We start from the raw sequence: 20,078 nt of genomic DNA, 5'->3' as shown, positions 1-20,078 counted from the left end.
TTAATGGTTGACAAAAGAGGGGTGGAAAGATAATATAATTTTTGTGATATGTTATCTAAAATAAATTTTAAGTTTACAAATAGGAGAAGCAAATATGAATACAAAAAACTTAGTTTTTGTCGCTTTATTTAGTTCTATTATGGGAGTGTTAGGGTTAATACCTCCGATTGCTCTTTCTATTACACCAGTTCCAATTACATTGCAATCACTCGGTGTTATGCTTGCGGGTGGGTTGTTAGGCTCACGACTAGGTGCATTAAGTCAGCTTATTTTCTTACTTATTGTAGGAGTAGGAGCACCATTACTTGCTGGTGGACGCGGTGGCCTTGGTGTATTTGTTGGACCAAGTGCAGGATATTTACTTGGTTACATTATTGGGGCGTTTGTTATTGGTTATTTAATTGAGCGTTTACGTGAAGTTTCTATTATAAAAGTATTATGTATTAATATAATTGGTGGTATTTTCGTAGTTTATGTATTTGGTATTACTGTACAAGCGTTCTTAATGGATGTTTCTGTATGGGAGACAATGAAAGTGAGTGCTGTGTTTTTACCAGGGGATTGTATAAAAGCAATTATTGCGGCAGTTCTCGTAACAAAATTACATCGTTCATTGAAACATATTATTACGCCCGCTTTAAAGAATGGAAAATATACAAATGCGGGATGATAAAGGGAAGAAACACGTTAATTGCGTGTTTCTTTTTATTATTTTTGTAAAGAAAGGACGTCTCATATGAGTGTTACAAAAGAATACAAAAAGCATGCTTCTTTACAACCAAATAAAATAGCGATAAAGGAAAATGATAGAGTATTAACATATAAAGAGTGGTTCGAGTCAGTTTGTAAAGTAGCAAACTGGTTAAATGAAAAAGAATCGAAGAATAAAACAATAGCAATCCTATTAGAAAATCGTATAGAGTTTTTACAACTATTTTCTGGTGCCGCTATGGCCGGGTGGGTTTGTGTTCCGTTAGATATAAAGTGGAAACAAGATGAGCTCAGAGAAAGAATTGAAATCAGTAATCCGGATATGATTGTGACAGAACGATATAAGGTAAATGATCTATTAGATGAAGAAGGAAGAGTAATTGAAATTGATGGGTGGAAAAGAATGATAGAGAAATATCTTCCTACATATTCCACTGTAGAAAGTGTACAACATGCTCCTTTTTATATGGGATTTACATCAGGATCAACAGGAACAGCAAAAGCATTTTTACGTGCACAACAATCGTGGGTTCATAGTTTTGATTGTAATGTACATGACTTTCATATGAAAAGGGAGGATTCGATTTTAATAGCTGGGACGCTCGTTCATTCTCTTTTCTTATACGGGGCAATAAGTGCATTATATGTAGGACAAACGGTGTACATTATGAGAAAGTTCATTCCAAATCAAGTACTAGATAAGTTAGAAACTGAAAATATATCAGTTATGTATACAGTTCCGACAATGCTTGAATCTTTATATAAAGAAAATAGAGTAATAGAAAATAAAGTGAAAATTATTTCGTCAGGAGCGAAATGGGAAGCTGAAGCGAAAGGAAAAATAAAGAATATATTTCCTTATGCGAAAAGATATGAATTTTATGGTGCATCAGAGTTAAGTTTTGTAACAGCACTAGTCGATGAAGAAAGCGAAAGAAGGCCAAATTCAGTAGGAAAACCTTGTCATAATGTGCAAATTCGAATATGTAATGAAGCAGGCGAAGAAGTACAAAAAGGTGAAATAGGAACTGTTTATGTGAAAAGTGATCAGTTTTTTATGGGATACATAATAGATGGGGTTTTAACACGGGAGTTGAATGCAGAAGGCTGGATGACAGTGCGAGATGTAGGCTATGAAGATGAAGAAGGCTTTATATATATTGTTGGTAGAGAGAAGAATATGATTTTATTTGGAGGAATTAATATTTTCCCAGAAGAAATAGAAAGTGTATTACATGAACACCCAGCTGTAGATGAAATAGTTGTAATTGGTGTGAAAGATAGTTACTGGGGTGAAAAGCCCGTCGCGATCGTAAAAGGAAGTGCTACAAAGCAACAATTAAAGAGTTTTTGCTTACAACGATTATCTTCGTTTAAAATACCGAAAGAATGGCATTTTGTAGATGGAATACCTTATACAAATAGTGGGAAAATCGCTCGTATGGAAGCAAAAAGTAGGATTGAAAACCGGGAGAAGATATATGAATAGAGCGGTTATTGTAGAAGCGAAAAGGACGCCCATTGGTAAGAAGAATGGGATGTTTAAAGATTATGAAGTTCAGCAATTAGCAGCGCCGCTTCTTACGTTTTTAAGTAAAGGAATTGAGAGAGAGATAGACGATGTTATATTAGGGAATGTTGTTGGACCGGGAGGGAATGTTGCAAGATTATCTGCTTTAGAGGCAGGACTTGGCTATTATATTCCTGGTGTAACGATTGATCGGCAATGTGGTGCTGGATTGGAAGCGATTCGCACCGCATGTCATTTCATTCAAGGCGGGGCAGGTACTTGTTATATCGCAGGAGGAGTAGAGAGTACAAGTACGTCACCTTTTCAAAAAAGAGCACGATTTTCACCTGAAACAATTGGTGATCCTGACATGGGAGTAGCGGCTGAATATGTTGCGGAGCGTTATAACATAACGAGAGAAATGCAAGACGAGTACGCTTGTCTTAGTTATAAGCGGACACTGCAAGTGTTAGAAAAAGGATATATACATGATGAAATATTTTCTTTTAATGGATTATTAGATGAATCTATAAAGCTAGAAATGAATTATGAACGAATCATTAAAAGAACAAAGCCCGCATTTTTAAAAAATGGTACAGTAACGGCAGGTAATTCATGTGGTGTAAATGATGGGGCATGTGCTGTTCTTGTTATGGAAGAGGGGAAAGCTCGGAAATTAGGTTATAAACCTGTTCTTCGTTTCGTTCACAGTGCTGTGGTTGGAGTGGATCCTAATCTCCCGGGAACGGGTCCAATATTTGCGGTGAATAAATTATTAAATGAAATGAATGTAAAGGTAGAGGACATCGATTATTTTGAAATAAATGAAGCGTTTGCTTCAAAAGTTGTAGCTTGTGCAAATGAATTACAAATTCCTTACGAAAAATTAAATATAAATGGTGGTGCAATTGCGCTCGGTCATCCGTACGGTGCATCTGGATCTATGCTTGTAACACGCTTGTTTTATCAGGCGCAAAGAGAGTCTATGAAATATGGAGTTGCTACATTAGGAATTGGAGGTGGGATAGGGATTGCGCTATTATTTGAGAAAGTAGAAGACTAGCGAGGTAACTAGTTTTCTACTTTTTGAGGAATATAAACATTACTACCAGGCTTCGCTTTCATTTCGTTCCAAGCAGCAATCGCATCAGCTTTTGCTTTCCCTTTATTATTTGGATCTTCGAAAAAGTCACGAGTAAAGCGATTGTATTCAAATTGTGCACCGATAGTTGTTTTGTATGTAGGTTCTTTTTTTCGTTCGTTTTCTTCATGCCAAAAAGCTACCGCGTCTTCATATGTTTTTCCAACATTCTCTTTGAAAAATTTTTGAAGAGCTACTGTAAAGCGGAAGTTTGTTCCGATTTTTTCTTTGAAAAAAGCACGAACATCTTCGCTACAGCGGTGATTTTTAGTAATAATCGTTTGAAGAGAAAGGTCTTTATAGGATAGGGAAGCTTTAGTAACCTTTTGAACAGAGCTGTTTTTTAATATTTTACCAGTAGTTAAATAATGTGAGATACGCTCGGTTATCTCGATCTTAGAGCCACTAGCTGGAAAATCATGTTCACGACAAAATGTTTGCAGTTCTGCTTTTAACCAATAATAGTTTTGGAAATCTTCAAGTGATATAGACTTAGTTAAAGGTGGACGCATGAATATAACAACTTCTTTCTTCCATAATTTCCTTTAATTATAAAACGTATGTTCTTTTTGTGGAAGGATTAATTTGTAAATTTAATAGGGAAGGAGATTATATATGGAAAATGTAATGCAAGTTCGAGTTACGGGAATTTTAATTGAAGATGAAAAAGTATTGCTAGTAAAGCAAAGAGTTGCTAATAGAAATTGGTCTTTACCTGGAGGAAGGGTAGAGAACGGTGAAACGTTAGAAGAAGCAATGATTCGAGAAATGATAGAAGAAACAGGGTTAGAAGTTAAAATTAAGAAGCTACTCTATGTTTGTGATAAACCGGATGCCAGTCCATCTTTACTACATATTACATTTCTACTTGAAAAGATTACAGGGGAAATTACGTTACCCTCAAATGAATTTGATCATAATCCGATTCATGATGTACAAATGGTGCCGATTAAAGATTTAAGTCATTATGGTTTTTCGGAAACTTTTATAACTCTTATAAGTGAAGGTTTTTCAAATGCAGGGAGTTACCAAGGATTGAAACAAAATATTGGCCTGTAACTATAGGGGAAGGATAGCTATTAGCTATCCTTCCTAAAAATGTTTTACACCGCCGACTGTAAAGAAGAAACAAGCTGATTTAAAAATTCATCTCCGCTCATAATTGCTTTCCCGCCGCCACGGGCACTCTTTTTATTTCCGCCACCTTTTCCTTCAATTGGAGGAAGAGCATCTTTTAAAAGAGCATTCATATCAAGCGTTACAGTTTTTCCGCAAGCGAGAATACATTGTAATTTGTCCTCGTTTTCAATAACGAAATATGTAATTGCATGCTCTTGTTGTTCTGTAATAATAGCGGAAAGCTTTGCGATTTCTTGCATAGAACGATTTGTAAATACTTTAGAAATAAGTATGCCGGCATGTATTTCCGTAGGGTGTTGAAGTAGTTCATTTGCCTCTGCAAATAATAATTTTTCATTCATTGTTTGTATTGCTTTTTCGTTTTCTTTTTGAGAAGTAAGCAGTTGCGCCACTTTTGCTGGAATATCAGTTTCGCTACTGTTTAATTGTTTAGAAATATCTTTCATAATTTGTTGCTGTTGTCCCATTAATTTAAGTGTACGCCAACCAGCGATAAACGTTAAGCGTATACCACCTTTATTGCGCTCCCATCCTAGTACTTGAATAGGACCAACTTCACCAGTTCGTTTCGGATGCGTTCCACCACAGCCGTTGTAGTCAAAGTTTTCGATAATAACAACCCGTATATTTTCTGTCATAGTCGGTTCTTTACGAAGAGGCAACGTTTTCGCTTCTTCTAAGTCCATCCACAGAGTACGGATTGGATGGTTTTCAAAAACAATTTTGTTTGCAATTTGTATTGCTTTTTCAACCGTTTCTGCATGAAGATTTTCTGTTTCTAAATCAATTGTTACCGTTTCTTTACCAAGATGGAATCCAATCGTAGGTATGTTAAAATGATCCCAAAAAGCAGCAGATAAAATGTGCTGAGCTGCATGTTGCTGCATATAATCAAACCGGCGCTCCCAATTGATTTTACCTTCTACGTCTTCTGTGTGTAATTGTTCTGCAATGAAGTGGCGGATTTCTTCGTCGATTTCTTCAACATCAAATACAGCAATACCATTTAAAGTTCCAGTGTCGTGTGGTTGTCCGCCACCAGTCGGATAAAATGCGGTTTCGTTTAAAACAACGTATAAGTTACCGTCTTTATCATAATCTTGCTTTATAATTTTAGTAGTAAATTCTTGCTTATAAGCGTCAGTGTAATATAATTTGTGCTCCAATTTTCTTTCTCCTCTCGCATTAACTAGTTTCATTGTAAAGCAATTGAAATTAGTTTCCTAATATTTCAGAAGAAAGAAACTATTTTTAGAATTTTCTTGCTATAATAAGAAAAAGAAAATGCGGGGGTGGAATGAATATGTTATATGAAAACGGCGTAGATAAACTGCTTAGTTTAAGCAAAAATATTTCTGAACTGTATCGAGAATTAAATGAAATGACCCGGATTTTAACGGATTGTAATCGAGAAAGTGTTAAGTTTGATCGGTTATATGTAAAAGAGGTACTGTGGAAGAAAGAAGATGTAATAGAGAAATATGACCAGCTGCTTGTGCAACTTTGTATAAATGAATGCTTTGATCTAAAAAGTGTCATTACAGGCGAATATAAGTATACATATGAAGAAGTAGAGAACATCGTTTTACAATTTAATGAGAAGTATAATGTTGCAATATTAATTAAAGATGTTTGTAAAGAATTACAGTTTACATATGGCATAGATATGGATATAACGAGAACAACGAGGGTATCAACAGCTCAAGTATAAAAAGGGAAAAGAAAGCAGATCCTTTGCTTTCTTTTTTTTATGTAAGAATTGGGAGAGAAGGTTTGAAGATGAAGGGGAAGTTGCAAAATATTCATCCGTTAGGAATGACAATTATAATAGGGACTTTATTTGCGAGGTTTGCCACGTCAATGAGTATTCCTTTTTTAGCAATTTATTTAACGACTGTTAAAGGCGTATCAGCAGGAATGACGGGTGCTATTATCGGAACGAGTGCACTTGTTGGGGTGTTCGCTAGTTTTATTGGAGGGAATTTATCGGATCGATTTGGCCGAAATATGATTATAATATGCTCCATGATCGCTTGGGTGTTTGTATTTATAGGTTTTTCACTTGCAAATCATGTTTTAAGTTTCTTTTTATTAAATGCTTTGAATGGATTATGTAGGTCTTTTTTTGAACCGACGTCAAGAGCGTTATTATCAGATTTAACGAAACCAGAGTATCGTTTACTCGTGTATAATTTGCGTTACGGTGCAATCAATGTTGGCGTAGCGATTGGCCCACTTGTCGGATTACAGATTGGAAGCGCAAAATCTACAATTCCTTTTTTAGTAGCAGCTGGAGTGTACATTCTATATACAGCTATATTAGCATTCCAATTTAAGAAGTATCCAATTGAAAAAAAGAAAGTAAATACAGAAAAACCTGTCACAATGTTAAATGCAATTCGCATTTTGCGAAAGGATGTCGTATTTTTAGTTGCTTTAGTCGGTATTATTTTGAGTAATTGTGGTTTTTCTCACTTAACGACAACAGTATCTCAATATTTTGCAAATGCACATATATTTCAGGATGGAGTGAAATTATTTTCATATATGTTAGCTTTAAATGCGATTGTTGTAGTCGTAATTCAATACCCTGTTATTCAAATGTGTAAAAAGTATACACCGTTAGTATCCATTATGGTTGGAACTTTATTTGTGAGCGGAGGACTGTTTGGATTTGGAATAGCAGAATCTACGCTAGGTGCTGCCATTTGCACAATTATTTTTACAATTGGAGAAGTTCTCATGTTTTCAATGACGGATGTATTTATAGATGGTATAGCTGTTTCACATTTAAAAGGAACGTATTTTGGAGCAATGGGTTTTTCAGGAATTGGAGCAGTAATTGGTCCGTGGCTTGGGGGAGTACTTCTTGATTACTACGGGTACCAAAATGGATTTATTGTCTTTTCAGCGCTAGCTATATTTTCAACTGTAGCATTTCCTGTGCTTGTAGTTACAAAGGGTTTATTGAAAAAAAGAGATGATAGAAATTGTAATTTAGAATTACATGCGAAATAAAATAAGCCCCAGCAGACGACTGGGGCTTATTTTTGTATTCATCCCGCTATTTGTATTTGCGGGCAGTAAAACTCCTATTGATTAAAGTTTCACTTTATTTTAATTCTCAATTTGAAAAAGAACTTTTTTTTCATGTTTATTAGCAACTTCATTTTTCGAAATATGAATGGCTAAATATCCATTCTCTAAGCAGGCCAGCATCTTCTTGTAAATAATAGTAGCGGGTAAAGGAATGATCCGCTGCAAAGAACTATTATTATGAAGTATGCAAATATTTAGGCCTGTCTCCATCTTTTTAATAACTACATTTTGTTCGGATACATTTGGTACATCTGTTTCCAAAATATACTCTTGTTCAGTTTCACAAAGGTCAATATGAATTTGATTTGGGAAACTAAAGTTACTACAAGAATCGGAACAAAATTGATCCATCCATTCTTCGAAACCATCAACATGAAAAAGACAATCCTTCTTTTTCTTGCCCATGTAAGACACCCTCCGTAAAATCTCAATTCATACTATGTTATGCATGAATGAAGTAGGGGTGAAGAATAAATGGAAAAATATAAACATTGTATGTGGCAAAGGTAGCTAGTGTGAACCTTTTGTTTTACATATCATGATGTGCATGATTCTTTTGACGTGAATGGTTACGGTTTTTTACTTTATGAGATCCGCTTAATGGTTCAGGTTGTCCTTTTTTTTCTTTCGCTTCACGATTGTTTTTGCCCATTATATGTGACACCTCCTCTTTCTCTTTAGAATGAGAGAAGTTTGTAAATTTATACGGGAATGTTTTTAGAAAAAAAGGTAAAGATAAATAGGACTAACTATTATGGAAAGGGGATTATATAATGCCATATCATAAAGATAAGCAACAAGCCTTTCAAGCGGCACAGCAAGGAGTTACACAAGCAGAAAATGCATTTAATAATATTGTGAAAAATGACCCTAACTACGGTCATGATTTAAAAGAGTTACGCCAAGAGGTCCAGGAAGCATATGAACAAATTCAAAATGCACTAGAGGTAGCTTCAGAAACACAACGTCCACAACTTGAGCAATATGAAAATAATCTCCAAAATATAATGCGAAATGTAGATCAATTAGAAAAGTAAATAAGGTTGTTGTCTATTCGACAACCTTGCTGCTTTAGTGAACGTTATGTTAAAACAGAAAATTCTTTTAATAGTTTTTTCTTTATTATGCGCAGTACATATATTTCAAGTGGAAAAAGTGGAAGCGAAAATGTTGCTCAGAAAAGAGTTAGAACCAACTGGTTATGTAACATGGGAAGTACCTAATAATGAAAAAATCATTGCAATTACATTTGATGATGGGCCAGATCCAACGTATACACCACAAGTTTTAGATTTATTACGTCAATATAAGGCGGAAGCGACATTTTTTATGATTGGATTTCGAGTTCAGCGTAATCCATATTTAGTGAAGCAAGTGTTAAAAGAGGGACATGAAATTGGAAATCATACGATGAATCATTTGTACGCAAGTAATTCGTCAGATGAAAAATTAGAAAATGATATTTTAGATGGAAAGAAATTTTTTGAAAAATGGGTGAAAGAACCTTTGCTATTCCGTCCTCCTGGCGGATATATTAACGATGCTGTATTTAAAACAGCGAAAGAGGCTGGCTATCAAATTGTTCTATGGTCGTGGCATCAAGACCCACGTGATTGGGCAAATCCAGGGGTTGAATCCATTGTAAATCATGTAGTGAAAAATGCTAAAAGTGGCGATATTGTATTGTTACATGATGGAGGAAATGATCGTAGTCAAACGGTAGCAGCGCTAGCAAAAATTTTACCTGAGCTGAAAAAGCAGGGCTATCGATTTGTAACGGTTTCGGAATTACTACGTTATAAACATTAGAAAAAATCCCAAAAGGAAAATAGACCTTTTGGGATTTTTCTTTACTGGTTCTTTTTACGTTTCTTATTATTTTGTCGCTCTGCTGGAGTTAAAGGCTCGTTTGCAAATTCTTCATTGTAACCAGTTCCTTGTCCTTGTGCAGATGCAGTATTCATTCCTGAAATAGTATGATTTGCTTTTCTTTTACCCATTTTATTTCACCTCTATAATATTTTTTGTATGTTGAATGATGAGCAGTTCATAGTATGTATGAACTGTAAGTAAACCGCTAATAGAGCACTTTACTTTATGATAATAGTATTCATAAGGAGCATGAAAGCTATTCAAATTTAGAAACATAAAGAAAACTTATGATAATCTATAAGTTTCTTATTATTTACTTATTTAGAAAGTTGTAATAAGATATTATCGTAAGGTATTGAAAAGTTTGTCTACATTTTATATTCAGACAACTTAGTCACGTTTAACAGGGGGGAAACATAATGGTCAAACATAATCCATTTCAATCACGTGCAACTTTTGAAGTAGATGGAAAAACGTATCATTATTATGATTTGAAAGCGCTTGAAAATGCAGGGGTTGGCAACGTATCTCAATTACCATATTCCGTGAAAGTTTTACTTGAATCAGTACTTCGTCAAGTAGATGGACGTGTAATCACAGAAGAGCATGTTACAAATTTAGTGAAATGGGGAACGAAAGATGTGCAAGATATCGATGTTCCATTTAAACCATCTCGTGTAATTTTACAAGATTTCACTGGTGTTCCAGCTGTTGTTGATTTGGCTTCGCTTCGTAAAGCAATGGCAGACATGGGTGGGGATCCTGACAAAATTAATCCTGAAATTACTGTAGACCTTGTAATTGACCACTCTGTACAGGTTGATAGAGCGGGTACGGCAGACGCGCTTGCATTCAACATGGACTTAGAGTTTAAACGTAATGAAGAACGTTATAAATTTTTAAGCTGGGCACAAAAATCATTTGATAACTACCGTGCAGTTCCACCAGCTACAGGCATTGTACACCAAGTAAACCTTGAATATTTAGCACCAGTTGTTCATGCTGTGAAAAATGCTGAAGGTGACTTAGTTGCATACCCAGATTCATTAGTTGGAACAGACTCACATACAACAATGATTAACGGTATCGGCGTTCTTGGATGGGGCGTTGGTGGTATTGAAGCAGAAGCAGGAATGCTTGGACAGCCTTCATACTTCCCAGTACCTGAAGTAATCGGTGTGAAATTAACTGGCACACTTCCAAGTGGTACTACGGCAACAGACGTTGCATTAAAAGTAACACAAGTATTACGTCAAAAAGGTGTAGTTGGTAAATTTGTTGAGTTCTTCGGTAATGGACTAAAGAGTATGCCTTTAGCTGACCGTGCAACAATTTCAAATATGGCACCAGAATACGGCGCAACTTGTGGATTCTTCCCAATCGATGATATTTCATTAGAATACTTACGTTTAACAGGTAGAGATGAAGAGCAAATTCGTATTGTTGAAGAATACTGTAAAGCGAACGGTTTATTCTATACAGCAGACAGTAAAGATCCAATCTACACTGATCTTGTTGAAATTGATTTAAATACAATCGAATCTAACCTTTCTGGACCGAAACGCCCACAAGATTTAATTCCACTTTCAGATATGAAAGATGCGTTCCACAAAGCTGTATTAGCACCAGTTGGAACACAAGGGCTTGGATTTAATGAGCAAGAGTTCGATAAAGAAGTGAAGGTTACATTAGAAGATAAAGAAGTAACGATGAAAACAGGTGCAATTGCAATCGCTGCAATTACAAGCTGTACAAATACATCAAACCCATACGTATTAATTGGGGCAGGTCTAGTTGCGAAGAAAGCAATTGAAAAAGGACTTGTAGTACCTGAGTACGTAAAAACATCATTAGCACCAGGATCTAAAGTTGTTACTGAGTACTTAGATAAATCAGGTTTAACAACATATTTAGACCAATTAGGTTTCCAAACAGTTGGTTACGGCTGTACGACTTGTATCGGTAACTCTGGTCCATTAGCGCCAGAATTAGAAGAATCAATCGCAGCAAACGACTTACTAGTAACATCTGTTTTATCTGGTAACCGTAACTTTGAAGGTCGTATTCATCCTCTTGTAAAAGCAAACTACTTAGCATCACCACCACTTGTTGTGGCATATGCACTTGCAGGTACTGTTGATATTGACCTGAAAAATGATGAAATCGGTAAAGATGCAAATGGCAATGCTGTTTACTTCAACGATATTTGGCCATCAGCTAAAGAAATTGAAGATGTAGTTCAAAGTGTTGTTACATCTGAACTGTTCAAGAAAGAATATGCACAAGTATTTAACAGCAATGAGCGTTGGAATGAAATCCAAACTTCAAACGAAGCTTTATATACTTGGGATAATGATTCAACATACATTCAAAACCCACCATTCTTTGAAGGTTTATCTAAAGAGCCAGGTGAAGTTGAAACGTTATCAGGTTTACGCATAGTTGGTAAATTTGGTGATTCTGTAACGACAGACCACATTTCACCAGCAGGTTCAATTGGTAAGCACACACCAGCTGGACGCTACTTATTAGAAAACGGCGTACAACCAGTTGACTTTAATTCTTACGGTTCTCGTCGTGGTAACCATGAAGTTATGATGCGTGGTACATTTGCAAACATCCGTATTAAAAACCAAATCGCACCAGGCACAGAAGGCGGATATACAACATATTGGCCAACTGGTGAAGTAACATCTATCTATGATGCTGCTATGAAATATAAAGAAGATGGAACAGGTCTTCTAGTTGTTGCTGGTAAAGATTACGGTATGGGAAGTTCTCGTGACTGGGCTGCGAAAGGTACTAACTTATTAGGTATTAAAGCAGTAATCGCAGAAAGCTTCGAACGTATTCACCGCAGTAACTTAGTGTTAATGGGTGTATTACCACTTCAATTTAAAGATGGCGAAAGTGCTGAAACGTTAGGTCTTGTTGGTAACGAGTCATTTGAAATCCAAATTGACAAAACAGTTAGACCACGCGATCTTGTAAAAGTAGTTGCAACTGATTTAGATGGCAACGAAAAACAATTTGAAGTAGTAGCTCGTTTCGATAGTGAAGTTGAAATTGATTACTACCGTCACGGTGGTATTCTGCAAATGGTTCTTCGTGAGAAAATTGAAGAGTCAAAAGTGTCGAACTAAATAATTGAAATGAAAAATAAGGAAGCTAACAATAGTTAGCTTCCTTATTTTATGGAAAGGGATGAAACCATATGGTTTCATCCCTTTCTTTTTACTACGAAAAGTGGAGGGAACGTCATGAAAGAATATAAAAGAATATTGTTGCCGTTACGAAAAGAGAAAATATTAGTAATGGCAGCTGTATGTAGTGGGATAATTGCTGCCATTTTAAACTTATCACGCCCAATTTTCATGGGATTAATTGTAGACAATCTTATTCAAAGGGAGCTAAAAGGTGCGTATTTATATATAGCTTTGTTTGCGGGTATTCGCTTTTTAATGTGGACGAACAATCTTTTATTTGATTATATAAGCTCAAAAGCGAGTCAACGTATATTACAAACGAAACGTATAGAATTATTGCGTCACTATTTCTCATTACCGTTTGAAGAGAGCGAGAAGATTAAGCAAGGGGAGTTAGAAACTTTGGTCGTATCTGATATTCCGAACTGGGTCAGATTATATGGTTCTATATTAATAGAGTATATACACGCTATTGCCCAATTTATTGGAGCTTTCATAGCACTACAACATATAGATATACAGTTTATATTGTGGGTAACTCCGTTTTTATTTTTAAGTGCAATTGTTCCAATACTGATGGGAGAAAAGGTAAGGGATATTGCAAGCATTGCTCAAAAAAATCAATCGAGTGTTGTAGAGATGGTGTCACAGTTTGTAAAGGCTATACAAGATTTACGTAGTTTACAAAAAGAAAAATGGGCCATTCGCTTATTTAAAGGAGTAACGGCACAATCTTATAAATCGGAAGTAAAGAAGACGATGATGCAACATTGCATTGGAGTAGTTGGAACAGTGATTGAAACAGGAGCATATATCGTTGTTCTCATTGTAGGCGCACAAAAAATAATGAAAGGGGAAATGGAAGTTGGTTCACTCGTTGCAGTGTTAGCTACAATTGAAATGCTCTTTTTCCCAGTCCGTTACGTGGGCGATTTATTAATGATGACACAAGTTGCAGTCGCTTCGGCAAATAGAGTTTTTTCCTTTTTAGATAAAAGAATGGCAGATAGTAATGTAGAAAGAGCGATGGGGATGAGGATAACAAATGTTTCATTTCAGGAGAATGATAAAGAGAAATGCAGAATTCATAATATTGATTTGCAAATTCGTCCTGGTGAACTCGTTATTATTGTGGGAGAAAGCGGTGCAGGAAAAACAACGCTTTTAAAATTAATGACAGGTTTGTATAAACCATCTAACGGTAGTGTTGTTTATTATGGTCAAAAGGCTCGAATGACTACAGTGTGGCAAGAACCTCGTTTCTTTCGGACGACAGTAAAAGAGAATATGTATTTCCGGGAGGAGTATTTAGAAAACGAATTAGAAAAAAATATTGACCTTATAAATATGAAGCCGATAATTAGAGATTTACCTAAGGGGATTCAAACTGTACTACATAAAAGTGGAGAAGAGCTTTCGGGAGGAGAAAGAAAACGTCTTGCATTATTACGAGCAATTGGTTCAAATCCGAATCTTATTATTTTAGATGAACCGACTGCGGGGTTAGATCCGAGTAATCAAGAAACTGTTTGGAATATGATTGAAGGACTAGGAAGAGATGTAACGAGAATTGTGGCAACACATGATGTAGAGAAAGTGATACTAGCGGATCGTGTTGTCATAATGAGAGAAGGAAGTATTATTGCATGTGGAAGTCCTGAAAAATTAATAAATAGTCATTCATTTTGAAAGAGATGTGAATAAAGATAAGAGCAGTGCCCTTATCTTTATTCAACATCATTTATTTGATATTGGATAGATTCTGAATGATTTAGATCTACATTAAAAGTAGCAGTCATAAGGAAAGTTGCAATTCCAAGGATTAAGAAAAGGACGAATGAGACTAGAGAGATATAAAGACAAATACGCCCTACTTTCTTCTTTTCAAGATCGTTACTAAAGAGTGAAATGATCCATGTAATAATACCGATTGGGTATAAAAGAAAACTAAGAATATATAATGTTATTTTTTCGAATGAATTCATAAAAAATCCCCCTTTTGTTGAAGTTTATATAACTACGAAAGTAAAAAGGTGAATGGGCCCATTAGAAGATAAACAACACCTCATCTGTTTTTCTAATTATATGATAAAAAGGAAAAGATTACACTTTAAATGAGAATATTCTAATTATTTCGACTCTGAATATTTCCAAGCTTGTCCGTATAAGCTAAAATAAGGTATATAGTATTTGAGTAATTAAGTTATAAGAAGATAAATACGTTAGGGTGATATAACATGTGGCGGAAGCTTACGATTATTGTAGTGTTACTTTGTTTAGCGGGATATGCAGCTTATGAACAGTTTGGTAAAAAAGAGCAGGTGGTACAAGGGGAGCAAGAACAAAGTGAAGCTGCGATGAAAGAGATGATTGCAAGTAATGGTATTGAAATAGGGAAGAGTGCGCCAGACTTCGAATTAACGAAGTTAGATGGAACGAATGTAAAGCTATCAGATTTAAAAGGAAAGAAAGTGATTTTAAACTTTTGGGCAACGTGGTGTGGACCTTGCCAACAAGAAATGCCGGATATGGAGGCTTTCTATAAAGAACATAAAGAAAACGTAGAAATTTTAGCAATCAACTATACGCCTTCAGAAAAAGGTGGGGGGGAAGAAAAGGTAAGCAATTTTGCTAAAGAAAAAGGAATTACTTTTCCTATTTTATTGGACAAGAACATTGATGTGACAACAGCGTATAAAGTAATTACGATTCCAACTTCGTATTTTATAGATACAAAAGGTGTCATTCAAGATAAGTTTATTGGGCCGATGACGCAAAAAGAGATGGAGAAAAGGGTTGCTAAATTAAAATAATGGTGAAAAGGTAGAGGTGGAGAGCTCCCATTTCTGCCTTTTCTTTTTCAAGTAGTAATAACTTCATGATATGATGTAAGAAATATAATCGTTTAGAGATAAAGGAGTGTATGGAGTGGGGAATGTATCCTTACCGTTAGATTATGTTGTAATTGATTTTGAAACAACAGGATTTAACCCTTATAATGATAAAATTATTCAAGTTGCAGCGGTGAAATATCGTAATCATGAACTGGTAGATCAATTTGTTTCATACGTGAATCCAGAGCGGCTAATTCCGGACCGAATAACGAGTTTAACCGGTATTACCAATTATCGTGTTTCAGATGCACCGACGATTGAAGAAGTATTACCTTTATTTTTAGCATTTTTACATACAAATGTTATTGTGGCCCATAATGCTTCTTTTGATATGCGCTTTTTGAAAAGTAATGTAAATATGCTAGGGCTACCTGAACCTAAAAATAAAGTAATAGATACTGTATTTTTAGCGAAGAAATACATGAAGCATGCGCCTAATCATAAACTTGAAACGTTAAAGCGAATGCTTGGCATTCGTTTAAGTTCTCATAATGCATTTGATGATTGCATTACGTGTGCTGCTGTTTATCAAAAGTGTGCAGCGATTGAAGAAGAAGGACAGAGAAAAGTAAATAAGGTCTCACTTGATGAAATCGTAGTATACGAAGCGGTGAAAGAAATGCTTGCACGTAATAAACGTAATGTAGAATGGCTACGTTGTATGAACGTAGGAAGTTATTTAGATATAAAAGCTTTTTATCCGGTTATGAGAGTAAAGGTAACAGGACGAAAGAAATATGTATTAACAGATATATTAGAAGATGATGTGAAAGAAATATGTACAAGCTTAAAATGTGAACCAGCGTTAAAAAGTGAAGTTGGTAATACGAGAATTATGCTTAATAGCTTAGAGGATGTTACGAAATTAGAAAGTTATATTTTAGAGCAGTATGATTTTGTATTACAGGCGCTTCATGATTATAAAGAAAATGAAATGAATGCAGATGAAAAGTTGAAAGAGTATTTAAATATTATGGTATAAAAAACTCCGTGTGCAATATATTGTACACGGAGTTTTTTTAGGAGTACTAAAACATAAAATTTTCTTACAAATCTGATTAAAGAGTTTTTCGTTTGCTCATACTATGTAATAAGAAAGCGAAGGAGAGAGGGTGAACAACATGAGAAGAAGTCGCCGTAAATCGTTTGAAGAACTTGTAAATGAAAATAAACAACAATTATTAAGCGATCGTGATGCAATTGATCGCATTGAAGAGCGCATTGAAAAACGTTATGAAATGAAACTTTTTAAGCAAGCTGAATAATTCTTAACACTAGTACGATACTAGTGTTAAGGAGGCGATAGTAATGGGTAATCCGAAAAAAAATTCAAAAGACTTTGCACCAAATCATATTGGAACACAGTCGAAAAAAGCTGGTGGAAATAAAGGAAAGCAAATGCAAGATCAAACAGGTAAACAACCGATTGTTGATAACGGTTAAAAAGGAGAATGTTATCATTCTTCTTTTTTGTGAGGAAATGAAAGATGAGTTTTTAGCAGTAATATGAAAAAAAGGGCTGACTTTTGTCAGCCTTTTTTCGTAATCGTAAAATTTTCAACGAGTAAACGCCAATTTTGTGGGAATGGTAAACCGATTTTCCAGTAACTAATACCGCCTATACCTTGTTCTTTCATTAAATTGAATTTACTTTGAACAGACCGTGAATCTTCAAACCAAACTTCGTGTTGCACGCCGTTTTCATCAAAATAATTAAAATGAGGAGCTTGGGCTGTGAAATCATAACGAATAGGAACATTATATTTACGAGCTAGTGCAACAGCTGCGACGGAGCTAATTGCTTTTGCAGGTGGATTTCCTTGTTTAAATGGAAGCTTCCAATCAAACCCGTATAAATTTTGCCCCATCATAATTTTTTGTGGAGGCATTTGAGATTTTGCATATTGAAGTACTTCTTTCACTGGACCGATAGGAGAAATCGCCATCGGTGGCCCGCCCTGCCATCCCCAGTCATATGTCATAATGACGACGAAATCAACAATTTGCCCTTGCGCTTTATAATCATGAGCTTCGAAAAATTTGCCCTTTTGATTGGAACTTGTTTTCGGTACGAGAGTTGTGCTCAATGTGTACCCACTAGGTAAGCGTGTTTTTACATTTCGTAAAAAGCGATTATACGCCTCGCGGTCTTCAGGTGCTACACTTTCGAAATCGAAATGAATGTCTCGCATGCCATATTTTTCAGCTGTTTGCAAAATGTTAGTAATAAATTTGTTTTGAATCGTTGCGTCGCGTAAAATAACTGATGTTAGATCGGCACTGAAATTACCATTTTCAATATTTGTAATAACGAGCATAGGGATTGTTTTACCTTGCGTTGCAATATTAGCGATTTTAGCTGTTTCAGTAGGTTCTTTTAATGTGCCATCTCTTTTTGCCTCAAAACTAAAATAAGCTAAGTATGTTAAGAATGGATTGATGGCACGTGTAGCATTAACTAAACTCTCTTTAATCGGTATAGTTGAAGGTTGTAAATAAGCGATGGATTCTACAGCTCGTTTTGTACCTTTTGGTACGTATAATTGTTGTCCGACATGGAGAATAGATTTTAAAGATAAATTATTCACTTTAGCTAAACTAGCGAGGGGGACATTATATGTTTGAGAAATTCGATATAGGCTGTCACCAGGCTGTACATAATAATTATTCCCTTTCGTATTAACGATAAGTGCCTGACCAACAACGAGTGTTTCAGCTGGATTTAATCCATTGTCTTTTACTATTTCGTCAGGTGTTGATCCATATTTTGATGCCAAGCTATATACGCTATCACCACTACGAACAGTTACAATTTGAATCATATGCTGGCTCCTTTCGGGAAAAGATTCACTATTTTTATTTTATTTTTGATGTCACTGTATTATGATTAAATGTATGCAAGGTAGCAGAAGTGAAAGAAGGCGAATACATATGTTTGTAGCAGAACATGAAGTTGAAATCCGTTATGCGGAAACAGATCAAATGGGTGTTGTTTACCATTCAAACTACTTAGTGTGGCTTGAGTTAGGTCGCACGAAACTTATACAAGATTTAGGTTTTTCATATGTTGAAATGGAGAAAGAAGGAATTATTTCTCCTGTGTTAGATTTACAAATTTCATACCGTAAAGCGATGCGTTACGGAGAAAAAGCAATCGTAAAAACATGGGTAGATACTGTGAGCCCACTTCGCGTTGTATATGGATATGAAATATATAATGGTGATGGTGAACTTTGTATTACTGCAAGTACGACGAATATTTGTGCGAAAAAAGAAGGGTTCCGCCCTGTATCATTTAAAAAGTTATATCCTGAGTGGTATGCGAAATATGAGGAAATTAAGAAAAAATAAAAAAGCGTGGCAGAAGCCACGTTTTTTTATTTTTCATAATTAAATTGTGGGAAGTCGTCACCTTCGTTAAGTGTAACAGATAAATTATGTCCATCGAAGAACCATTCATCATCGCCTTCAATAAAGAAATTAATACCTTCTTCTTGAATTTGAACAGCAGGATGTGCAGGATCATCTTTACGAATACCTAAAGAAAGTCCTTTTTGCACAGTACTGCAACCACCGTATTGTACGAAAAAGCGTAGTGTTTCATTTGATTGTAAGTTTAATTCAGTTTTATACCATTGTGCTGCTTCTTTTGTTACGGAAAGATTCATGTATAGTTCCTCCAAATTATGTTGCTTTTTCTTTAGTATAAAAAATAACGCAAAAAGACGCTATTAATATGCTTCACGTTTTCTTTTTGCGTTATGTGGGTTACGATCTTATTTTTGCTTTTTTGAAAAGTTTGCTTTAGGCTCAGTTTTATTTATAATTCGTCTGATATTTGCACGGTGTTTATAAATAACCATACCTGCTAATAAACACATCGCAATAATGAAGATTTTATCCCCGCTAACAATGGATGCAATAACAGCAACAACTGCTGTTACCATAGAAGAAAGTGATACGTATCTTGTTGTAAATAAAAGGGTGAAAAATACAACAGCTAATATTGCAAAAACAACTGGTGAATAGCATAATAGCACCCCAGCAGAAGTTGCAACTGCTTTACCACCGCGGAATTTCGCGAAGATCGGGTAGACATGTCCAAGAACAGCCGCTAACCCGAACCATAGTGGGTGAATATCTAATCCGAAAATCATTGGTAGACTTGTTGCTAATGTCCCTTTTAAAATGTCAGCAATTGTAACGGTAAAACCTGCTTTTTTCCCTAATGTGCGGAATGTGTTTGTTCCGCCTAGATTACCGCTCCCGTGCTCACGAATATCGATTCCGTAGCCAATTTTTCCAACAACTAGTGCAAATGGAATCGAGCCAAGTAAGTAGGCAACGATAAATAAAAGATATGTAGTAACCATAAGTTCAGTCTCCTTTATTCAAATGTGTTGATAAAGGGTAAAAAGAGTTTTTCCCGTATATTGTACCATACATTTGTAAAGAGCACATTTCTTTTTTGTAAATGAAAAATTCATTATTTCGTGAAAAAAATT

24 protein-coding genes are annotated in these 20,078 nt (G+C 35.4%); 15 read left to right on the top strand and 9 right to left on the bottom strand.

Translation table 11 applies throughout. The features are described 5' to 3' along the window. Positions 1 to 94: 94 nt before the first annotated feature. The 3 genes from RT27_RS13630 to RT27_RS13620 all read left to right on the top strand — a co-directional run bounded on the left by RT27_RS13630 (position 95) and on the right by RT27_RS13620 (position 3,284). Positions 95 to 670, top strand: coding sequence for a biotin transporter BioY (locus RT27_RS13630; protein WP_001093334.1), 576 nt, complete (start codon positions 95 to 97; stop codon positions 668 to 670). A gap of 66 nt (positions 671 to 736) precedes the next feature. After that, positions 737 to 2,200 carry an acyl-CoA synthetase gene (locus tag RT27_RS13625; RefSeq protein WP_043936431.1) on the top strand — a complete coding sequence of 488 codons (1,464 nt, stop codon included), beginning with the start codon at positions 737 to 739 and terminating at the stop codon, positions 2,198 to 2,200. After that, positions 2,193 to 3,284, top strand: coding sequence for an acetyl-CoA C-acyltransferase (locus RT27_RS13620; protein WP_043936430.1), 1,092 nt, complete (start codon positions 2,193 to 2,195; stop codon positions 3,282 to 3,284). The genes RT27_RS13625 and RT27_RS13620 overlap by 8 nt, the downstream gene beginning before the upstream one ends. 8 nt (positions 3,285 to 3,292) lie before the next feature. Here RT27_RS13620 and RT27_RS13615 read toward each other — a convergent pair whose 3' ends face one another. After that, on the bottom strand, positions 3,293 to 3,874 hold the full coding sequence (locus RT27_RS13615) for a DUF6434 domain-containing protein (protein ID WP_043936429.1): 582 nt from the start codon (positions 3,872 to 3,874) through the stop codon (positions 3,293 to 3,295). A gap of 103 nt (positions 3,875 to 3,977) precedes the next feature. Between RT27_RS13615 and RT27_RS13610 the strand changes: the two genes are divergently transcribed. Continuing rightward, positions 3,978 to 4,421 carry an NUDIX hydrolase gene (locus RT27_RS13610; protein WP_043936428.1) on the top strand — a complete coding sequence of 148 codons (444 nt, stop codon included), beginning with the start codon at positions 3,978 to 3,980 and terminating at the stop codon, positions 4,419 to 4,421. A gap of 44 nt (positions 4,422 to 4,465) precedes the next feature. Here the strand turns inward: RT27_RS13610 and RT27_RS13605 are convergent, their stop codons facing one another. After that, positions 4,466 to 5,668: a DHHA1 domain-containing protein gene (locus tag RT27_RS13605; RefSeq protein ID WP_155417070.1), complete on the bottom strand. Its 1,203-nt coding sequence runs from the start codon at positions 5,666 to 5,668 to the stop codon at positions 4,466 to 4,468. A gap of 137 nt (positions 5,669 to 5,805) precedes the next feature. On the opposite strand from RT27_RS13605, the gene RT27_RS13600 reads away from it, so the two are divergent. Together RT27_RS13600 and RT27_RS13595 are read left to right on the top strand one after the other, a co-directional pair. Next, positions 5,806 to 6,213, top strand: coding sequence for a hypothetical protein (locus tag RT27_RS13600; protein ID WP_000965142.1), 408 nt, complete (start codon positions 5,806 to 5,808; stop codon positions 6,211 to 6,213). A 68-nt stretch (positions 6,214 to 6,281) separates the two neighbouring features. Next, a complete protein-coding gene (locus RT27_RS13595) occupies positions 6,282 to 7,520 on the top strand; it encodes an MFS transporter (protein WP_043936426.1) in 1,239 nt (412 codons plus the stop codon). 99 nt (positions 7,521 to 7,619) lie between these two features. Here the strand turns inward: RT27_RS13595 and RT27_RS13590 are convergent, their stop codons facing one another. Next, positions 7,620 to 8,006, bottom strand: coding sequence for an Hsp20/alpha crystallin family protein (locus RT27_RS13590; protein WP_000516738.1), 387 nt, complete (start codon positions 8,004 to 8,006; stop codon positions 7,620 to 7,622). A gap of 124 nt (positions 8,007 to 8,130) precedes the next feature. Next, positions 8,131 to 8,253, bottom strand: coding sequence for a small acid-soluble spore protein P (locus tag RT27_RS13585; protein ID WP_000517650.1), 123 nt, complete (start codon positions 8,251 to 8,253; stop codon positions 8,131 to 8,133). Between the two features lie 121 nt (positions 8,254 to 8,374). Here RT27_RS13585 and RT27_RS13580 point away from each other — a divergent pair, with 121 nt between their 5' ends. After that, the gene (locus tag RT27_RS13580; RefSeq protein WP_001146295.1) at positions 8,375 to 8,638 is read left to right on the top strand and encodes a hypothetical protein; all 264 of its coding nucleotides are present in this window, start codon (positions 8,375 to 8,377) and stop codon (positions 8,636 to 8,638) included. 46 nt (positions 8,639 to 8,684) lie between these two features. Then, a complete protein-coding gene (gene pdaB / locus RT27_RS13575) occupies positions 8,685 to 9,410 on the top strand; it encodes a polysaccharide deacetylase family sporulation protein PdaB (RefSeq protein WP_043936425.1) in 726 nt (241 codons plus the stop codon). Between the two features lie 41 nt (positions 9,411 to 9,451). Here pdaB and sspO read toward each other — a convergent pair whose 3' ends face one another. Beyond that, on the bottom strand, positions 9,452 to 9,601 hold the full coding sequence (sspO, locus tag RT27_RS13570; RefSeq protein WP_016080671.1) for a small acid-soluble spore protein O: 150 nt from the start codon (positions 9,599 to 9,601) through the stop codon (positions 9,452 to 9,454). A gap of 291 nt (positions 9,602 to 9,892) precedes the next feature. Here sspO and acnA point away from each other — a divergent pair, with 291 nt between their 5' ends. After that, complete coding sequence (gene acnA / locus RT27_RS13565; protein WP_043936424.1) at positions 9,893 to 12,616, top strand: aconitate hydratase AcnA; 2,724 nt, start codon at positions 9,893 to 9,895, stop codon at positions 12,614 to 12,616. Positions 12,617 to 12,733: 117 nt separating this feature from the next. Further along, positions 12,734 to 14,368 carry an ABC transporter ATP-binding protein gene (locus RT27_RS13560; RefSeq protein ID WP_029443032.1) on the top strand — a complete coding sequence of 545 codons (1,635 nt, stop codon included), beginning with the start codon at positions 12,734 to 12,736 and terminating at the stop codon, positions 14,366 to 14,368. 38 nt (positions 14,369 to 14,406) lie between these two features. Here the strand turns inward: RT27_RS13560 and RT27_RS13555 are convergent, their stop codons facing one another. Further along, positions 14,407 to 14,664 (bottom strand): hypothetical protein, encoded by a 258-nt coding sequence (locus RT27_RS13555; protein WP_001083876.1) that lies wholly within the window; start codon positions 14,662 to 14,664, stop codon positions 14,407 to 14,409. A 252-nt stretch (positions 14,665 to 14,916) separates the two neighbouring features. Between RT27_RS13555 and RT27_RS13550 the strand changes: the two genes are divergently transcribed. The 4 genes from RT27_RS13550 to sspN all read left to right on the top strand — a co-directional run bounded on the left by RT27_RS13550 (position 14,917) and on the right by sspN (position 17,016). Continuing rightward, complete coding sequence (locus tag RT27_RS13550) at positions 14,917 to 15,492, top strand: redoxin domain-containing protein (RefSeq protein WP_000269065.1); 576 nt, start codon at positions 14,917 to 14,919, stop codon at positions 15,490 to 15,492. A 115-nt stretch (positions 15,493 to 15,607) separates the two neighbouring features. Continuing rightward, entirely contained in the window at positions 15,608 to 16,555 is a 948-nt protein-coding gene (locus tag RT27_RS13545; protein WP_043936423.1) for a 3'-5' exonuclease, read from the top strand. A 139-nt stretch (positions 16,556 to 16,694) separates the two neighbouring features. Continuing rightward, on the top strand, positions 16,695 to 16,838 hold the full coding sequence (locus tag RT27_RS32415; RefSeq protein WP_001254699.1) for an FbpB family small basic protein: 144 nt from the start codon (positions 16,695 to 16,697) through the stop codon (positions 16,836 to 16,838). 43 nt (positions 16,839 to 16,881) lie between these two features. After that, a complete protein-coding gene (sspN, locus tag RT27_RS13540) occupies positions 16,882 to 17,016 on the top strand; it encodes an acid-soluble spore protein SspN (protein WP_000527987.1) in 135 nt (44 codons plus the stop codon). A gap of 86 nt (positions 17,017 to 17,102) precedes the next feature. Here sspN and RT27_RS13535 read toward each other — a convergent pair whose 3' ends face one another. Further along, complete coding sequence (locus tag RT27_RS13535) at positions 17,103 to 18,395, bottom strand: glycosyl hydrolase family 18 protein (protein ID WP_000614855.1); 1,293 nt, start codon at positions 18,393 to 18,395, stop codon at positions 17,103 to 17,105. Positions 18,396 to 18,504: 109 nt separating this feature from the next. On the opposite strand from RT27_RS13535, the gene RT27_RS13530 reads away from it, so the two are divergent. Continuing rightward, positions 18,505 to 18,924 (top strand): thioesterase family protein, encoded by a 420-nt coding sequence (locus RT27_RS13530; RefSeq protein ID WP_000495812.1) that lies wholly within the window; start codon positions 18,505 to 18,507, stop codon positions 18,922 to 18,924. A gap of 26 nt (positions 18,925 to 18,950) precedes the next feature. Here RT27_RS13530 and RT27_RS13525 read toward each other — a convergent pair whose 3' ends face one another. Together RT27_RS13525 and plsY are read right to left on the bottom strand one after the other, a co-directional pair. Next, positions 18,951 to 19,241 (bottom strand): HesB/YadR/YfhF family protein, encoded by a 291-nt coding sequence (locus tag RT27_RS13525; RefSeq protein ID WP_001054455.1) that lies wholly within the window; start codon positions 19,239 to 19,241, stop codon positions 18,951 to 18,953. A gap of 108 nt (positions 19,242 to 19,349) precedes the next feature. After that, on the bottom strand, positions 19,350 to 19,946 hold the full coding sequence (gene plsY, locus RT27_RS13520; RefSeq protein ID WP_016080675.1) for a glycerol-3-phosphate 1-O-acyltransferase PlsY: 597 nt from the start codon (positions 19,944 to 19,946) through the stop codon (positions 19,350 to 19,352). Positions 19,947 to 20,078 lie beyond the last annotated feature (132 nt).

The organism is Bacillus sp. L_1B0_5 (assembly GCF_000836715.1).
Taxonomy (GTDB): Bacteria; Bacillota; Bacilli; order Bacillales; family Bacillaceae_G; genus Bacillus_A; species Bacillus_A thuringiensis_S.
Note: the sequence above shows the minus strand (reverse complement) of the source record. Positions and strands in the feature narration are given on the sequence as shown.

Excerpts from the sequence above, each read along its gene's own strand:
- RT27_RS13630 (WP_001093334.1), top strand. The coding sequence starts at position 95 with ATGAATACAAAAAACTTAGTTTTTGTCGCTTTATTTAGTTCTATTATG.
- RT27_RS13625 (WP_043936431.1), top strand. The coding sequence starts at position 737 with ATGAGTGTTACAAAAGAATACAAAAAGCATGCTTCTTTACAACCAAAT.
- RT27_RS13620 (WP_043936430.1), top strand. The coding sequence starts at position 2,193 with ATGAATAGAGCGGTTATTGTAGAAGCGAAAAGGACGCCCATTGGTAAG.
- RT27_RS13615 (WP_043936429.1), bottom strand. The coding sequence starts at position 3,874 with ATGCGTCCACCTTTAACTAAGTCTATATCACTTGAAGATTTCCAAAAC.
- RT27_RS13610 (WP_043936428.1), top strand. The coding sequence starts at position 3,978 with ATGGAAAATGTAATGCAAGTTCGAGTTACGGGAATTTTAATTGAAGAT.
- RT27_RS13600 (WP_000965142.1), top strand. The coding sequence starts at position 5,806 with ATGTTATATGAAAACGGCGTAGATAAACTGCTTAGTTTAAGCAAAAAT.
- RT27_RS13595 (WP_043936426.1), top strand. The coding sequence starts at position 6,282 with ATGAAGGGGAAGTTGCAAAATATTCATCCGTTAGGAATGACAATTATA.
- RT27_RS13590 (WP_000516738.1), bottom strand. The coding sequence starts at position 8,006 with ATGGGCAAGAAAAAGAAGGATTGTCTTTTTCATGTTGATGGTTTCGAA.
- RT27_RS13585 (WP_000517650.1), bottom strand. The coding sequence starts at position 8,253 with ATGGGCAAAAACAATCGTGAAGCGAAAGAAAAAAAAGGACAACCTGAA.
- RT27_RS13580 (WP_001146295.1), top strand. The coding sequence starts at position 8,375 with ATGCCATATCATAAAGATAAGCAACAAGCCTTTCAAGCGGCACAGCAA.
- pdaB (WP_043936425.1), top strand. The coding sequence starts at position 8,685 with ATGTTAAAACAGAAAATTCTTTTAATAGTTTTTTCTTTATTATGCGCA.
- sspO (WP_016080671.1), bottom strand. The coding sequence starts at position 9,601 with ATGGGTAAAAGAAAAGCAAATCATACTATTTCAGGAATGAATACTGCA.
- acnA (WP_043936424.1), top strand. The coding sequence starts at position 9,893 with ATGGTCAAACATAATCCATTTCAATCACGTGCAACTTTTGAAGTAGAT.
- RT27_RS13560 (WP_029443032.1), top strand. The coding sequence starts at position 12,734 with ATGAAAGAATATAAAAGAATATTGTTGCCGTTACGAAAAGAGAAAATA.
- RT27_RS13555 (WP_001083876.1), bottom strand. The coding sequence starts at position 14,664 with ATGAATTCATTCGAAAAAATAACATTATATATTCTTAGTTTTCTTTTA.
- RT27_RS13550 (WP_000269065.1), top strand. The coding sequence starts at position 14,917 with ATGTGGCGGAAGCTTACGATTATTGTAGTGTTACTTTGTTTAGCGGGA.
- RT27_RS32415 (WP_001254699.1), top strand. The coding sequence starts at position 16,695 with ATGAGAAGAAGTCGCCGTAAATCGTTTGAAGAACTTGTAAATGAAAAT.
- sspN (WP_000527987.1), top strand. The coding sequence starts at position 16,882 with ATGGGTAATCCGAAAAAAAATTCAAAAGACTTTGCACCAAATCATATT.
- RT27_RS13535 (WP_000614855.1), bottom strand. The coding sequence starts at position 18,395 with ATGATTCAAATTGTAACTGTTCGTAGTGGTGATAGCGTATATAGCTTG.
- RT27_RS13530 (WP_000495812.1), top strand. The coding sequence starts at position 18,505 with ATGTTTGTAGCAGAACATGAAGTTGAAATCCGTTATGCGGAAACAGAT.
- RT27_RS13525 (WP_001054455.1), bottom strand. The coding sequence starts at position 19,241 with ATGAATCTTTCCGTAACAAAAGAAGCAGCACAATGGTATAAAACTGAA.
- plsY (WP_016080675.1), bottom strand. The coding sequence starts at position 19,946 with ATGGTTACTACATATCTTTTATTTATCGTTGCCTACTTACTTGGCTCG.